12 protein-coding genes are annotated in these 14,855 nt (G+C 71.1%); 6 read left to right on the plus strand and 6 right to left on the minus strand.

What is annotated here, in order from left to right; genetic code table 11:
* Window positions 1-345 (minus strand): hypothetical protein (locus AC30N0_RS12115; protein ID WP_489518164.1); only part of this gene is annotated, 345 nt, incomplete at its 3' end.
* Here AC30N0_RS12115 and AC30N0_RS12120 point away from each other — a divergent pair.
* A complete protein-coding gene (locus AC30N0_RS12120) occupies window positions 322-2,238 on the plus strand; it encodes an ATP-binding protein (RefSeq protein WP_489518165.1) in 1,917 nt (638 codons plus the stop codon). The two genes, AC30N0_RS12115 and AC30N0_RS12120, sit on opposite strands and share 24 nt — an antisense overlap.
* Here AC30N0_RS12120 and AC30N0_RS12125 read toward each other — a convergent pair.
* Both AC30N0_RS12125 and AC30N0_RS12130 read right to left on the minus strand, forming a co-directional pair.
* On the minus strand, window positions 2,196-2,648 hold the full coding sequence (locus AC30N0_RS12125) for a hypothetical protein (RefSeq protein WP_489518166.1): 453 nt from the start codon (window positions 2,646-2,648) through the stop codon (window positions 2,196-2,198). The genes AC30N0_RS12120 and AC30N0_RS12125 overlap by 43 nt on opposite strands.
* Before the next feature lie 128 nt (window positions 2,649-2,776).
* Window positions 2,777-4,015, minus strand: coding sequence for a pyridoxal-phosphate-dependent aminotransferase family protein (locus tag AC30N0_RS12130; protein ID WP_489518167.1), 1,239 nt, complete (start codon window positions 4,013-4,015; stop codon window positions 2,777-2,779).
* A gap of 41 nt (window positions 4,016-4,056) precedes the next feature.
* Here AC30N0_RS12130 and AC30N0_RS12135 point away from each other — a divergent pair, with 41 nt between their 5' ends.
* Together AC30N0_RS12135 and AC30N0_RS12140 are read left to right on the plus strand one after the other, a co-directional pair.
* Window positions 4,057-7,080 carry an FAD-binding and (Fe-S)-binding domain-containing protein gene (locus tag AC30N0_RS12135; protein WP_489518168.1) on the plus strand — a complete coding sequence of 1,008 codons (3,024 nt, stop codon included), beginning with the start codon at window positions 4,057-4,059 and terminating at the stop codon, window positions 7,078-7,080.
* Between the two features lie 71 nt (window positions 7,081-7,151).
* Entirely contained in the window at window positions 7,152-8,027 is an 876-nt protein-coding gene (locus AC30N0_RS12140) for a hypothetical protein (RefSeq protein WP_489518169.1), read from the plus strand.
* On the opposite strand, the gene AC30N0_RS12145 is transcribed toward AC30N0_RS12140, so the two are convergent.
* Complete coding sequence (locus AC30N0_RS12145; RefSeq protein ID WP_489518170.1) at window positions 8,014-8,397, minus strand: hypothetical protein; 384 nt, start codon at window positions 8,395-8,397, stop codon at window positions 8,014-8,016. The two genes, AC30N0_RS12140 and AC30N0_RS12145, sit on opposite strands and share 14 nt — an antisense overlap.
* An 84-nt stretch (window positions 8,398-8,481) precedes the next feature.
* Here AC30N0_RS12145 and ligD point away from each other — a divergent pair, with 84 nt between their 5' ends.
* The 3 genes from ligD to AC30N0_RS12160 all read left to right on the plus strand — a co-directional run bounded on the left by ligD (window position 8,482) and on the right by AC30N0_RS12160 (window position 13,016).
* Window positions 8,482-11,031 carry a DNA ligase D gene (ligD, locus tag AC30N0_RS12150; RefSeq protein WP_489518171.1) on the plus strand — a complete coding sequence of 850 codons (2,550 nt, stop codon included), beginning with the start codon at window positions 8,482-8,484 and terminating at the stop codon, window positions 11,029-11,031.
* A gap of 114 nt (window positions 11,032-11,145) precedes the next feature.
* Complete coding sequence (ku, locus tag AC30N0_RS12155) at window positions 11,146-12,108, plus strand: non-homologous end joining protein Ku (protein ID WP_489518172.1); 963 nt, start codon at window positions 11,146-11,148, stop codon at window positions 12,106-12,108.
* A complete protein-coding gene (locus tag AC30N0_RS12160; RefSeq protein WP_489518173.1) occupies window positions 12,105-13,016 on the plus strand; it encodes a tetratricopeptide repeat protein in 912 nt (303 codons plus the stop codon). The genes ku and AC30N0_RS12160 overlap by 4 nt, the downstream gene beginning before the upstream one ends.
* 11 nt (window positions 13,017-13,027) lie before the next feature.
* Here the strand turns inward: AC30N0_RS12160 and AC30N0_RS12165 are convergent, their stop codons facing one another.
* Together AC30N0_RS12165 and AC30N0_RS12170 are read right to left on the minus strand one after the other, a co-directional pair.
* Complete coding sequence (locus AC30N0_RS12165; protein WP_489518174.1) at window positions 13,028-13,474, minus strand: aconitase X swivel domain-containing protein; 447 nt, start codon at window positions 13,472-13,474, stop codon at window positions 13,028-13,030.
* On the minus strand, window positions 13,471-14,706 hold the full coding sequence (locus tag AC30N0_RS12170) for an aconitase X (protein WP_489518175.1): 1,236 nt from the start codon (window positions 14,704-14,706) through the stop codon (window positions 13,471-13,473). The genes AC30N0_RS12165 and AC30N0_RS12170 overlap by 4 nt, the downstream gene beginning before the upstream one ends.
* Window positions 14,707-14,855 lie beyond the last annotated feature (149 nt).

Genomic DNA, 14,855 nt, shown 5'->3' on the forward strand with positions numbered 1-14,855 from the left:
GGTACCGGCGGCTGCGGCAAGACACGCCTGGCGACGCGCTACGCCTGGACCTGGCTCGGCGACTACCCCGGCGGGGGCTGGTTCTGCGACCTGTCCGAAGCGCGAGGGGTCGACGGCATCGTCAGTGCCGTGGCCCGCGGCCTCGACGTTCCGCTCGGCAAGGACGACCCCGTCCTGCAGCTCGGCAACGCCATCGCCGGCCACGGCGACTGCCTCGTCATCATCGACAACTTCGAGCAGGTCGTGCGGCACGCCGAGGCCACCCTCGGCCAATGGCTGGATCGTGCCGGCAAGGCGCGCTTCCTCGTGACCACGCGCGAGGTGCTCGGCATCGCCGGCGAGCACACGGTGGCGCTGCCGCCGCTGCCGCTGCGCGAGGCCGAGGCGCTGTTCATGCGCCGCGCCCGGGCGGCCAAGAGCGGCTTCAACCCGCCTTCGGAAGACCGGGCAGCGATCGAGAAGCTCGTCGAGATGCTCGATCGCCTGCCGCTGGCCATCGAGCTCTGCGCGGCGCGGGTGCGGCTCATGCCGCCCCGGCAGCTGCTGCAGCGCATGGGCGAGCGCTTCCGCCTGCTCAGCTCGAGCGGCGGCCGCCACGACCGGCAGGCCACGCTGCGCGCGGCGCTCGACTGGTCGTGGGACCTGCTGTCGGCCGCGGAGAAGCACGTGCTGGCGCAGCTGTCGGTCTTCGAAGGCGGCTGGTCCCTGGAGGCGGCCGAATCGGTGATCGACCTGTCCGCGATCGAGGCCGCCCCCTGGATACCCGACATCCTCCAGTCGCTCGTCGACAAGTCCCTCGTCATCCCGGGTCCGGGCAATCGCTTCACGATGCTGGTCAGCATTCAGGAGTACGCCGCGGAACGCTTGCGGCTGGAGGGAACAACGAGCGACGTCGACATCGCCCTGCGACATTGCCGGCACTTCGCCGAGCTGTCCGAGGACGGCGCGGTTCTAGACGCATGTGCCGACCTGGCCAACCTGGTGTCTGCCTGCCGCACGGCCGTCCACGGGGCGGACGGGCAGCTGGCCGTGGGCGCGTTGAGGGGCGCCTGGGCGGCCTGGCTGCTGCGCGGGCCGTATCGCGCCGCTGTCGAGCAGGCGGAACGGGTGGGCATGTTGTCTCATCTCACGCCCGCCTTGCGCGCCTGGGTGCAGTGGATCGAGGCGAGTGCGCGTCGCGCTGTTGGCGAGATCGGCAATGCGGAGATCCTGCTCGCTTCGGCCCTCGAGCTGGTCGGCGCCGGGGGCGACCAGGCGTGTCGGGCCCGGGTGCTGGTCGGCCTGGGCGCGATCTGCAGCGAGGAAGGGCGTTTGCTGCAAGCGAAAGAGTTCCTGACGGAAGCGCTTGCGATGGCGCAGGCCCTCGCGGACCGGGTGCTCGAGTGCGAGGCACGCACTTCCTTGGGCGTGGTGCTGGAGCGGACCGGGTCCATGGACGAAGCGCGGCAGCAGTACGACGCGGCGCTCGCATTGGCCCGCCGTATCGGTCATCGTCGCTGGGAAGGCGGCGTCTTGGGGAATCTCGGCGCCTGGCATGCGAGTCATGGCCGCCTCGACGAGGCTCGCCGGCACATGGAAGCGTCGCTGCTGGCCGCGATCGAGGTCGGAGACCGGCGCTGGGAGGGCAACGCGCTGTGCAACCTCGGCATGCTGCACCACATGCAGGGCCGGCTCGACGCGGCGCGTGACAGCCTCGTCCGTGCACTGCGCGTCGCGCGGGAGATCGGCTCCGAGCGGCTCGAGTGCATGACGCTCGGCAATCTCGGCCTCGTCGAGGGCAACGCCGAACGGGGCGACGAGGCACTCGCCCGGTACGGGGAAGCGATCGATCTGGCGCGACGGATCGGCGACCGGCGCGCCGAGGGGCAGTTCCTGGGCTATCTCGGGTTGCTGCAAGGCCAGCAGGGCCGCGCCAGCGAAGCGCGGTCTCACCTGGCCGCGGCGGAAGCCCTGCTCGAATCCTTGCACGACCCGGAAAGCCTGGCCATGGTGCTGGCCCAGCGGTCCGAGATGGAAGGGCTCGCAGGCGATGCCTCGATGGCACGATCGGCGGCGCGTCGCGCGATGCAAACCGCGGAGAGCCTCGGCGAGGCTCCGGAGTCCGAGCTCGGCATGCAGCTGCGGAAGATCGAGCGCTGGAGTCCCGTTGCCGACGCTGCCCATGGGCCAGGCAGCACCGCCACCAGCGATCTCGATCAGTTGACGTTGCGGATGAACGGATCCAGATCGCAGACCTGAGCGGTCGTCCGCGAGTACACCTTGATGTAGTACTCGTAAGTTTGGCTGTCGCTGTTCTTGTTGACGATCTGGTATTTCTTGCCGCCGCCGATCGCACCGTCGTGCTGGAACTGGGTTGTGCTGCCGCTCTTCAGGCGAATGCTGGTGTCCCTGAACTCATGCGTCCTTTCCACATCGCCATGGAGTTGCCACTGGATCACCACGCCGTTGTAGCCCGGCATGCGCAAGGTCGTCTGCGTTGGATCGACGAGCTTGGCCACGCAAAGCGTGCCCTCCATCGCCACCGTCACTTCCACCTTGCAGATGCCTGGCCCGCATGGGTATTCGCGGGCGTGGCCAATCGGTTGCATGGCGCACGCTGTCAGACCGACGCTGCCCAAGATCATCCAGCGCGAGACTCTTGTCAACATGCCGCTCTCCAGTCGTTGTACGGATGAGAGAAACCTGACGCCTGCGGCGAAGAGCCGAGATCAGTCGCGGTCGGCGACTGCATCACCATCGATTGTGCGCTTGGCGCCGTGATGCCGCGCCGGTCTTGTCACGCTCGCATCAGCCCGCTCGGGGCCGCGTGGCTTGCGAAGTGCTCCATCGCCGCCTGCACGCCGCTGCCGGCCAGGCGCACGCCGGCGAGCTTGAGCCCCATCTCGCAGCCGGCCAGCGTGCCGAGCAGGGTCAGGTCGTTGCTGTCGCCGAGGTGGCCGATGCGGAACATGCGGCCCTTCACCTTGCCAAGGCCGGTGCCGAGCGACAGGTCGAAGCGCTCGTGTATCAGGCGGCGCACCGCGTCGGCGTCGATGCCGGGCGGCATCATCACGCCGGTCAGCACCGGCGAGTGCCGGGCCGGGTCGGCGCACTGCGTCGGCAGGCCCCAGGCGGCGACGGCGGCGCGCACGCCGGCGGCCCAGCGATCGTGCCGGGCGAAGACCTTGTCGAGGCCCTCGCCGAGCAACATGTCGAGCGACTCGCTGAGGCCGTAGAGGAGGTTGGTGTTCGGCGTCGACGGCCAGTAGCCGTCGGCGTTCATGGCGACGATCTCCTCCCAGGCCCAGAAGGCGCGCGGCAGGGTCGCCTTCTTGGCCGCCTCGAAGGCGCGCGCCGAGATGGCGTTGAAGCCGATGCCGGGCGGGAGCATCAGGCCCTTCTGCGAGCCGCCGATGGTGACGTCGATGCCCCACTCGTCGTGGCGCAGGTCGGCCGAGCCCAGGCCCGAGATCGAGTCGACCAGCAGCAAGGCCGGGTGGCCGGCGGCGTCGATCGCCTTGCGCACCGACGCGATGTCGGAGACGACGCCGGTCGAGGTCTCGTTGTGCACGACGCAGACGGCCTTGATCTTCTTCTCGCCGTCGCGGCGCAGGCGCTCTTCGATGACGTTGGCGTCGACGCCGCGGCGCCAGTGCGGCGCATCGGGCAGCAGGGAGTCGCTGCCGCCGCCGTGCAGGAACTCGGTGGCGAGGCCGAGCCGGCGCGCCATCTTTTCCCACAGCGAGGCGAAGTGGCCGGTCTCGTACATCAGGACGAGGTCGCCCGGATTCAGCGTGTTGACGAGCGCCGCCTCCCAGGCCCCGGTGCCGGAGGCCGGATAGATGACCACCGGCTGGCGCGTCTTGAACACCTCGCGCACCTTGCCGAGCACCTGCCGGCCGAGGGCACCGAACTCGGGGCCGCGGTGATCGATCGTCGGCAGGCTGATCGCGCGCAGGATGCGGTCGGGCACCGGGCTGGGCCCGGGGATCTGCAGGAAGTGGCGGCCGGTGGGGTGGAAGTCGAGGTCGAGCATGATCGTGCCTGGTTGCAGTTCATTCTGGCATTCAAATCCCCATGGCACCTCCTTCGCCGCATCCGGCCACGACCCACGACGTCGCCCAGCAACTCGCCCGGCGCCTGCGCAGCGAGACCGAGGCCGAGGTGCTGTTCGGCGCCGACGACCGCGGCCGCTACGCCACCGACGCCTCGATCTACCAGGTGATGCCCGTCGGCGTTCTGGTGCCGACGGGCGATCGCGACGTCGCCGTCGCACTCGAGATCGCGCGCGACCTCGGCGTGGCGGTGCTGCCGCGCGGCGGCGGCTCGAGCCAGTGCGGGCAGACCACCGGGGCCGCGCTCGTCATCGACGGCACCAAGCACCTGCGCCGCGTCCTCGCCGTCGACGCCGGGCGGCTGACGGCGACGGTCGAGCCGGGCCTGGTCCTCGACCACCTCAACGCGCACCTGAAGCCGCACGGCGTCTGGTTCCCGGTCGACGTGTCGACGAGCGCGCAGGCGACGATCGGCGGCATGGCCGGCAACAATTCGTGCGGCTCGCGGTCGATCCGCTACGGCAACATGGTCCACAACGTGCTCGGCATCCGGGCCCGCCTGGCCGACGGCGCCGAGCTCGACTTCGGGCCGGTCGCGGCACTGACCGGGCGCGCCGCCGCCTTGGCCGGCTTCGTCCGCGACCTGGCGCAGCGGCACGCCGGCGAGATCCGCGCGCGCTGGCCGAAGGTGCTGCGCCGCGTCGCCGGCTACAACCTCGACATCTTCGATTGCCAGAGCGAGAAGACGTACACGGGCGACGGCAGCGTCAACCTCGCGCACCTGCTCGTCGGCGCCGAAGGCACGCTGGCGTGGTCGCGCGAGCTGACGCTGAAGCTCGCGCCGGTGCCCAAGGCGCGCGTGCTCGGGGTCGTCAACTTCCCGACCTTCCGCGCCGCGATGGCGGCAGCGCAGCACATCGTGACGCTGGGCCCGACGGCCGTCGAGCTGGTCGACCGGACGATGATCGAGCTGGCCCTGGCCAACCCGGCGTTCAGGTCGACCATGCAGACGGCGCTCATCGGCACGCCGGCGGCGATCCTGCTCGTCGAGTTCGCCGGCGATTCGCGCGACGGCCTGCTCGATCCGCTGCGGCGGCTTGGCGAGCTGATGGGCGACCTCGGCCTACCCGGCAGCGTCGTCGAGATGGCCGACGAGGCGGCGCAGAAGAACCTGTGGGAAGTGCGCAAGGCCGGGCTCAACATCATGATGAGCCTGAAGGGCGACGGCAAGCCGGTGAGCTTCATCGAGGACTGCGCCGTTCCGCTCGAGCACCTGGCCGACTACACCGACGCCCTGACCGAAGTCTTCGCGCGGCACGGCACGCGCGGCACCTGGTATGCGCACGCCTCGGTCGGCACGCTGCACGTGCGGCCGATCCTCGACATGCGCCGCGACGGCGCGGTGAAGATGCGGGCCATCGCCGAGGAGGCGTCGGCTTTGGTGCGCAGGTACAAGGGGGCGTTCAGCGGCGAGCACGGCGACGGGCTCTGCCGCGGCGAGTGGATCGAGTGGCAGTTCGGGCCGGCGCTGAACGAGGCGTTCCGGGCCATCAAGCGCGAGCTCGACCCCGGCTCGCTGTTCAGCCCGAACCGCATCGTCGACCCGCCGCCGATGGACGACGGTTCGCTGTTCCGCTTCCCGCCGCCGGCTGCACCGGCACCGTACCGGACCATCGCCCTCGTGCCGGTGCTCGACTGGTCGGCCTGGAACGTGCAGAACGATCCGGTGACCGAGGCGGTCACTGCGCCGGGCAGCGGCGGCGACAGCACCGGCGGCCTCGCCAAGGCCGCCGAGATGTGCAACAACAACGGCCACTGCCGCAAGTTCGACGCCGGCACGATGTGCCCGAGCTTTCGCGTCACGCGCGACGAACGGCATTCGACGCGCGGTCGCGCCAACACCCTGCGCCTGGCGCTCTCGGGCCAGCTCGGCCCCGACGCCTTCACGAGCGAGGCGATGTACGAGACCCTGGACCTCTGCGTCTCGTGCAAGGGCTGCCGGCGCGAATGCCCGACCGGCGTCGACATGGCCCGGATGAAGGTCGAGTTCCTGGCCCACTACAAGGGCCGGCACGGCTGGACGCTGCAGGACCGCCTGGTCGCCAACCTGCCCGACTACGCGGCCGGCCTCAGCCGCGTGCCCTGGCTGCCGAACCTGCGCGACCGCGTGCCCGGCGCCGCCTGGCTCGGCGAGAAGCTGCTGGGGTTGTCGGCCCGGCGCCGCCTGCCTCTGTGGCGCAGCGACACCTTCTGGCGGGCGCGCGACGTGCCCTTCTTCGCCGACGCGGACGCCACCCTGGCCGCGGCGCGGCGCGGCGACAAGGCGGCGGTGCTCTTCGTCGACACCTTCAACGGCGTCTTCGAGACCGAGAACGCGCTCGCCGCGGCCCGCGTCCTGCACGCTGCGGGCTACATGCTGCACACGCTCGAGAAGGGCGGCGGCCACCACTGCTGCGGCCGCACGTACCTGGCCAGCGGCCGGGTCGGCGAGGCGAAGCGGCGCGTCGCCGCGCTCGTCGATGCGCTCCTGCCCTTCGCCGCCGCCGGGATCGCGGTCGTCGGCCTCGAGCCGTCGTGCCTGCTGACGCTGCGCGACGAGGCCCTGGCGATGAACCTGGGCGAGAAGGCCGCCACCGTCGCCCGGCAGGCGCTGCTGTTCGAGGAGTTCGTCGCCCGCGAAGCGGAGGCCGGCCGCTTCGCCCTGGCGTTCCGTCCCGTCGCCGGGAAGATCCTCGTGCACGGCCACTGCCACCAGAAGGCGTTCGCCGCCATCGGCCCGGTGCTCGAAGTGCTGCGCCTGCTCCCCGGCGCCAGCCCGGAGCTGATCGAGAGCTCGTGCTGCGGCATGGCCGGCAGCTTCGGCTACCAAGCGCGCCACCACGAGGTCTCGATGCGCATGGCCGAGGCGAGCCTGCTGCCGGCGATCCGTCGGGAGCCGAAGGCCATCGTCGTCGCCGACGGCACGAGCTGCCGGCAGCAGATCGCCGCCGGCGCCGGGCGCGAGGCGATCCACGTCGCGCGGCTGCTGGAGCAGGCCCTGCCTTAGGGCCGCCGAGGATTGAAGGGCGGCCGCCTTCGGCACACACTGGAGGTCCTGCAGCCCCGGTGAGGATCGCCATGCCCACTGCCGCCGACGTCGCCTGGTTCAAGGTCCAGTTCCAGCACGCGATCGCGCCGGTACTGGCCGGGACGCCGTTCAGCGTCGACATGGTCACGGCCATCGCCTGCCAGGAGACGGGCGGCATCTGGTCGGTCTTGCGCCGCAAGGGCCTGTCGACGGAGCGGATCCTGCAGCTCTGCGTCGGCGACACGATCGATGCCTCGGCCACGGGCGGCCGGCGCGCCTTCCCGAAGAACAAGGCCGAGCTGCTCGCGGTGCCTGAAGGGGCCCGCATGTTCGCGCTGGCTCGGCAGGGCCTCGTCGACATGGCCGGCTTCATCCCGGGCTACGCCGGCGCTGCGGCGCGGCCGGACAAGTTCTGCCACGGCTTCGGCATCTTCCAGCTCGACCTGCAGTTCTTCCGCAGCGAGCCGTCGTACTTCCTCGAGCAGCGCTATGCCGACTTCGGCCACGCGGTGCAGCGATGCGTCGGCGAGCTGCGCGCCGCCCTGAAGCGGATCGGCTGGGCCGGCAAGACGAGCCTGAGCGATCACGAGATGGCCGGCGTCGCGATCGCCTACAACACCGGCCGCTACAACCCGGCCAAGGGCCTGAAGCAAGGCCACTTCGACGGCTCGAAGTACTACGGCGAGAACTTCTTCAGCTTCCTGCAGCTGGCGCACAGCGTGCAGGTGCCCGTCGCGCCAGCCGCTGCGGCCACGCGCGGCACGCGGTCACGCACGAAGGGGCTCGCCGAGCCGAATAAGGCGGTTGCGAAGAAGGCGGTTGCGAAGAAAGCCCTGCCGAAGAAGCCCGTGGCCGGCAAGACCGTCGCCGTGAAAGCCGCGCCACGAAAGCCGCCGGCCCGGACGACGCGCGCTATTTCGGCCTGAACAGCTCGCCGCAGCGCGAGCTGCTGACGCGGCCCGGGTCGTCGAGCTGCACGGTGACGCTCTCGATGCGGCCGCGCTTGTCGGCCATCAGGCGCAGGCGGCAGATCCGCTCGTCGGGTCCGTGCGGGCCCGCCGGCGCCGGCCCCATCGCCGACTCCCAGCCGTAGAGCGCCGACCCGTCGGGCTGTTCCGTGCGGCTGCGCGCGCGCCCGAATTGCTGAAAGAAGTCGCCGGCCGGCATGCCGACGATCCGCTTGCTGACCACCGCCTGCGCGTCCTCGTTGTTCTTGAAGGTGCCGCAGCCGGCCAGCGCGGCGAGCAGACAGGCGGCCGCGACGGTGCAGGCAGGAGAGGCAGGCAGGCGATCCACGTTCGGCTTCCAGGGGCGGGACAGGCGCCGATGATGCCTGAGCAAACGCGCCGCACGACCGCCGTGTGGCATTCTCCGAGCGGCATGGCCGAACCCGCTGCACGCCCTCCCGCGCCGCTCTCGCGCTACCGCCAGAAGCGCAACTTCGAGGTCACCGCCGAGCCGGCCGGATCGCTCTCCCCGGGGCCGGAGCGCAGCGCGGCGCGGCTCTCCTTCGTCGTCCAGAAGCACTGGGCGAGCCGGCTCCACTACGACTTCCGCCTCGAGTCCGGCGGCGTGCTCCTGAGCTGGGCGATCCCGAAGGGCCCGTCGTACGACCCGGCCAAGAAGCAGATGGCGATCCACGTCGAGGACCATCCGCTCGACTACGCGACGTTCGAAGGCACGATCCCGCCGCGCCAGTACGGCGCCGGCACGGTCATCGTCTGGGACCGCGGCACGTGGGAGCCGGTCGGCGACGTCGACGAGGGCATGCGCGCGGGCAAGCTCGTCTTCCGCCTGCACGGCGAGAAGCTCGCCGGCCTGTGGGAGCTGGTCCGCATCGCCAAGCCCGGCGACCGGCAGGACGCCTGGATGCTCTTCAAGAAGCGCGACGAGTGGGCCCGGCCGGTCGCCGAGTACGACGTCATCGCCGCCCTGCCGGACAGCGTCGTCGCCAGGCCGCTCGGCCCGGTCGAGGAGCGCGAGCCGCGCGGCACGGGGGCCGGCGCCGTGCCGGTCCCGGCCGGTGCGACCGATGTGCCGGATCTTGCCGCCGCGGTGGAGGCAGCGCTGCCGGCTCGGCTCCAGCCGCAGCTCGCCACGCTCGTCGCCGCCGCGCCGCCCGGCGAGTGGGTCGTCGAGACGAAGTTCGACGGCTACCGGCTGATGGCGCGCATCGACCACGGCAAGGCCCGCCTCGTCACGCGCGGCGGGCACGACTGGACGGCGAAGATGCCGGCGCTGGCGCAGGCGGTCGAGGCGCTCGGCCTCGGCTCGGCCTGGCTCGACGGCGAGATCGTCGTCATGGGCGAGTCCGGCATGCCGGATTTCAATGCCCTGCAGAACGCCATCGACACGGCGCACAGCGATGCCATCGAGTACTTCGTCTTCGACCTGCCGTTCCACGACGGCCGCGACCTTCGCAAGGTGCCGCTGCGCTCGCGCCGGGCGCTGCTGAAGGGGCTGGTCGAGCGCCATCCGAACGACGGGGTCCGCATGAGCCAGGCCTTCGAAGCGGCGCCGATGCAGATGCTGGAGGCGGCGCGGCAGATGAGCCTCGAAGGCATCGTCATCAAGCGGCCCGACGCGCCCTACGTCTCGCAGCGCACCGAGACCTGGCTGAAGCTGAAGGTGGCGCTGCGCCAGGAGTTCGTCGTCTGCGGCTTCACCGACCGCAGCAACGCGGCGCGCGAGGTCGGCAGCCTGCTGCTGGGGACCTACGAGGACGGCCGACTCGTCTACGCCGGCAACGTCGGCACCGGCTGGAACGCCAGGACCGGGCGCGAGCTGCACGAGCGGCTGGCGGCACTCGAGACGAAGACGCCGACGCTCGACGTCGCGTCGGTGAAGCCGGGCCGCTGGTCACGGCGCACGGCCGGCGGCGAGCGCTGGGTCCGGCCGGAGCTGGTCGCCGCGGTCGCGTTCCGCGAATGGACGCCGGACGGGCACGTGCGCCATGCCGTGTACGAGTCGCTTCGTGCCGACAAGCCGGCGCGCGAGGTGAGCCGCGAGGTGGCGCGACTGCCGGCGGGCGCCGTCGCCGCACCGGCGCCGAGCAGCATCAAGGTGACGAATCCGGAGCGCGTCGTCGATCCGTCGAGCGGCCTCACCAAGGTGGCGCTGGTCCGCTACTACGAGAGCATCGCCGAGCGCATGCTGCCGCACCTGAAGGACCGACCGGTGTCGCTGGTCCGAGCGCCCGAAGGCATCACTGGCGAGCTCTTCTTCCAGAAGCACCCGGAGACGCGCATGCCCGGGCTGCGCGAGCTCGACCCGACGCTGTGGCCGGGCCACGGCGCGCTGCTCGGCGTGCACACGGCCGATGCCCTGCTTTCCGCGGCGCAGATGAACACGATCGAGTTCCACACCTGGAACTCGACCGTGAAGCACATCGACCAGCCGGACCGCGTCATCTTCGACCTCGACCCGGGCGAGGGCGTGACCTGGCCGCACATCCTGGAGGCGGCGCTCCTGACGCGGACGCTGCTCACCGAGCTGAAGCTCGAGAGCTGGCTGAAGACGAGCGGCGGCAAGGGCCTGCACTTGGTCGTGCCGCTGGCGCCGAAGCTCGACTACGACGTCGTCAAGGGCGTCTCGCAGGCGATCGTTCAGCACCTGGCGCGGACGATCCCGCAGCGCTTCGTGGCCAAGAGCGGGGGCGCGAACCGGGTCGGCCGGATCTTCGTCGACTACCTGAGGAACGGCCACGGCCAGACCACGGCAGCGGCGTTTTCGGCGCGCTCGCGGCCGGGCCTGGGCGTGTCGATGCCGGTCTCGTGGGAGCAGCTCATGAGCCTCAAGGGCGGGGCGCAGTGGACCATCGCGACCGCCCGCGAGTACCTCAGCTTCGAGCCCGTCGACCCCTGGGCCGGCTACTGGAAGTCCCGGCAGACACTGGCCACGGCCATGAAAATGCTCTCGTTTCGCCCGTAGGCTGGCCGCAACGGCGCCGTGACAAGGCCGGGGCGTTGCCCGTATGCTGCGCGTCCGCCTGCAACCCCTGGGCCCGGCCCTGCCGCGCGGAACCCGAGACTTCGAGGAGCCCGCATGGCCGCCCGATCGATCGCTTCGCTCTCCCTGTCCTTCGGCCTCGTGTCGATCCCGGTCAAGCTGTATTCGGCCACGGAGAGCTCGGCCGCCGTCCGCTTCAACATGCTCGACAAGGACGGCTCGCGCCTCAAGCAGCAGTACGTCTCAGAGAAGGACCAGCGCGTCGTCGAGCGCGCCGAGATGGTCAAGGGCTACGAGTTCGAGAAGGATCGCTTCGTGCTGTTCGAGCCGGAAGAGCTGAAGGCGCTGCAGGAAAGCCCGAGCCACACGATCGACATCGTCGCCTTCATCCCGGAGAAGGCGGTCGATCCCATCTTCTACGACAAGGCCTACTTCCTGGCGCCCGACAAACGCGGCGGAAAGCCCTACAACCTGCTGATGGAAGCGATGCGGCAGAGCGGCCGCTGCGCCCTCGCCAAGTGGGCGTGGAAGGCCAAGCAGTACGTCGTGCAGGTGCGCCCGGCCGAGGACGGCCTGGTCCTGCAGCAGCTGCTCTATGCCGACGAGGTGCGCTCGATGAAGGAGCTCGACATCGAGAAGGTGCAGGTCTCGCCGGCGGAGCTGAAGCTGGCCCTGCAGCTGATCGAGCAGATCTCGGAGGACACCTACGACCCGACGATGTTCGAGGACGAGGAGAAGAAGCGCATCCTCGCCGCCATCGACGAGAAGATCGCCGGCAAGCAGATCGTCGCCAACGAGCCGCACGAGACGGCGTCGTCCTCCGGCGGCCAGGTGATCGACCTGGTCGAGGCGCTGCGGGCCAGCCTCGGCCGCGGCGCGGCAGCGAAGGTCAAGGCCGCGCCGGCGGTGGCCAGAGCGCCGGCTGCCAGGGATGCCGCCGCGGCGGTGGAGCCGGCCGCCGCCGAGCCGGCGAAGGAACGCAAGGGCGTCAAGCGCGCGCAGAAGGCCGAGGTCGAGACACCGGCAGCAGCCCCGGCGCGCGCCCGCGCGAAGAAGTGACGACGAGGCAGACCGAAGAAGCACCTTACACGACGCGCAGCATCCAGGAGATGCTGGGCCTCTCGCGCGGAGTCCTCTCCGGCCTGGTCGCCTCCGGCTTCGTCACGCCGAGCCGTGGCCCCGGCAACGCGCTGCGCTTCACGTTCCGCGACGTGGTCCTGCTCCGCACCGCCGTCGAGCTGCAGGCCGCCCGCATCGCGCCGCGCAGGATCCTCGCCGCCCTGCGCAAGCTGAAGGCGAGCCTGCCCGCCGAGGTGCCGCTGACCGGCCTGCGCATCACCGCGGTCGGCAACGATGTCACCGTGCGCGACGGCCGCTCGCAGTGGCAGGCCGAGACCGGGCAGCTGGTGATGGAGTTCGAGGTGGCGCCGAAGCAGGGCAGCGTTGCCTTCCTGCAGCGCGTCCCTGCACGCAGCGGCGCCGCACCGGCGGACGGCGAGGTGGCCTCGGCTCGCGCCTCGAGCCGGCGCAGCGGCCGTGCCGCCGCCGACGACCCGGTGCGCGATGCGCTGAGCTGGTTCTGCCTCGGCGAGGTGCTCGAGGCGAGCGACCCGGCCGCGGCCGAGGACGCCTACCGCAAGGCCCTGCAGCTGAACCCGGCGCACGCCGACACGTACCTCAACCTCGGCGCGCTGCTCTGCGAAGGCAAGCGCTGCGCCGAAGCCGTGGCCCTGTTCGACGAGGCGGTTCGCCGCTACCCGCGCGAGGCGCTGCTCCACTTCAACCGCGCCGTCGCCCTCGAGGACCAGGGCCGCGTGCACGACGCGCTGGCGAGCTATCACGCCGCCCTGCGGCTCGATGCAGACCTCGCCGACGCGCACTACAACGCGGCCCGGCTGCACGAACAGGCGGGCGACGCCCGCCAGGCCGTGCGCCACTTCAGCGCCTACCGGCGCCTGCAGCGCTAGCGCCTCGCCGGCTAGACGACGCGCAGTGTCCGCGCCGCCGGATCGATCTCGACGGTGGCGCCGTGCGGCACCGCCGCCGTGATGTCCGCGTCGAAGCCGGCGAGCATGGTGATGTCGCCGAAGGCCGCGCCTTGCGCCAGGATCGGATTGACGCTGTTGAAAACGATCGCCAGCGGCACGACGCCGCGCGACGCCATCTCGTGCAGCATCCAGGCGCTCGCCACGCCGCCCTTGGCGGTGTCGAGGACCAGGATCCGGCCGACGTAGGACTGGCCGACGAGCTTGTGCGACGGCCGCGAGAAGATGCCGGCGTTGCGGTCGAGGTCGTAGCGGGCCGAGAAGCCGTCGTGGGCGACCAAGGCGACGCCGCGCACCGGCTTGCCGATGCCGTGCCGCGCCTTGAACTCGCTCGCCGCCGCCGCAGCCAGCGGCCGGGCGCCGTCGCTGCGGCCGCTCATGCGAGCCTCCCGGTCTCGGCCGCGTCGATGCATTGCTCCAGGCTGGCCAGCAGAGGAACGTAGCCGTAGCCGCCGAGGATGTTGACGAGCTTGGCGCTGTTCGTCGCCAGCCGCTTCCAGCCGTTGGCATCGGCCATCTCGCGCGCATACGACTGGTAGAAGCACATGCCGGACAGGACGTGCCCGCCGGCGTTCTCGATCCGTTCGGTGTAGCCCATCCGGTCGGCATCGGGCTTGACCTGCGGGCTCGTCACGGCGAGCAGCGGCTTGCGGAAGCGCCGGCCCTCGCACAGCTCGGCGATCCGGCGCAGCTCGTAGAGGCTCAGCTGCGGCGCCGAGAAGACGACGACATCGACTTCGTCGGTGACCGCGTAGGACGCCTGCAGCGCACGCACGTCGGCGGCGCCGATCCGGTGCGCGACGGGGAGCAGGTCGCCGCCGACGTCGCGCAGGCGCCCTGCCTCGGGCGTGATGCCGACGATATGGGAGAGGGCGACCGAGCCGAAGCTGGCCATCGCCGCGCCGAAGTGCTTCATCGCGTCGGAGCCCGGCGCGACCTGCAGCCCCTCGATCACCGGCACCGCCCAGTAGTTGCCGGCGAGCCGGCCGATCACCCCGCCGAGCGCGCCCCATTCGTTCAGCGACACCGGAGTCGCATCGACGCGGATGCGGACGGTCGCCTGCCGCTGCGCCTCGAGATGGAAGCCGTAGCGCGGCGTCCGGCCCGTGATTCCCGCCGCGAGCGCCGACGGCCCGCCCTCGAAGTTGGAGCGGGCGCCGCACACCGAGTTCGAGTAGATGACGACGCCGGTGTCGCCGAAGGCCAGGTGCTCGCCCCGGGTCGGCGCCTGGATCGTCTGGTAGTTGATGCAGGTGTCGGTCATCGCCACGCCGAGGCGGACGAAGGCGTCGATGGCGCGCCGCTCCAGCGTCAGCATCCAGGGCGCGTGGTTGAGCACGTCGGCCTTCGCGAAGTCGGTGCCGCGCGGGTCGGTGATGGTGGGGATGCGGACGCGGCTGCGACCGCCGTCTTCGTCAGCCAGCATCTCGAGCCAGCGGACGCCGGCCTCGCCCAGACTCTCCGTGTCGGCCATGACGTGGGCCTGGGTCACCGGCACGAAGTCGGGCGCGGCGAAGAAGTCGCCGACCCGGATCTGGTGCTCGAGCGCGATCCGGGCGACGCGGCCGAGCTCGCCGCCGACCATCGCCTGCTCTTCGACCGTCAGCTTCATTCCAGCGTGACGCCCGAGTCCTGCACGGCGCGGCCCCACTTGGCCAGCTCGGCGCGCTGGAAGTCGGCGAAGGTCGCAGCCGTGCCCTCGGCCGCCTGCACGCCGACTTCGATCAGGCGGGCGCGGAAGCCGGGGGCCTCGATCACGCG

The organism is Rhizobacter sp. (assembly GCF_031412495.1).
Taxonomy (GTDB): domain Bacteria; phylum Pseudomonadota; class Gammaproteobacteria; order Burkholderiales; family Burkholderiaceae_C; genus Schlegelella_A.

What these genes read in the sequence shown, in the direction of transcription:
- AC30N0_RS12135 (WP_489518168.1), top strand. Translation starts at nt 4,057, where the DNA reads ATGGCACCTCCTTCGCCGCATCCGGCCACGACCCACGACGTCGCCCAG.
- ku (WP_489518172.1), top strand. Translation starts at nt 11,146, where the DNA reads ATGGCCGCCCGATCGATCGCTTCGCTCTCCCTGTCCTTCGGCCTCGTG.
- AC30N0_RS12130 (WP_489518167.1), bottom strand. Translation starts at nt 4,015, where the DNA reads ATGCTCGACCTCGACTTCCACCCCACCGGCCGCCACTTCCTGCAGATC.
- ligD (WP_489518171.1), top strand. Translation starts at nt 8,482, where the DNA reads ATGGCCGAACCCGCTGCACGCCCTCCCGCGCCGCTCTCGCGCTACCGC.
- AC30N0_RS12125 (WP_489518166.1), bottom strand. Translation starts at nt 2,648, where the DNA reads ATGTTGACAAGAGTCTCGCGCTGGATGATCTTGGGCAGCGTCGGTCTG.
- AC30N0_RS12165 (WP_489518174.1), bottom strand. Translation starts at nt 13,474, where the DNA reads ATGAGCGGCCGCAGCGACGGCGCCCGGCCGCTGGCTGCGGCGGCGGCG.
- AC30N0_RS12170 (WP_489518175.1), bottom strand. Translation starts at nt 14,706, where the DNA reads ATGAAGCTGACGGTCGAAGAGCAGGCGATGGTCGGCGGCGAGCTCGGC.
- AC30N0_RS12140 (WP_489518169.1), top strand. Translation starts at nt 7,152, where the DNA reads ATGCCCACTGCCGCCGACGTCGCCTGGTTCAAGGTCCAGTTCCAGCAC.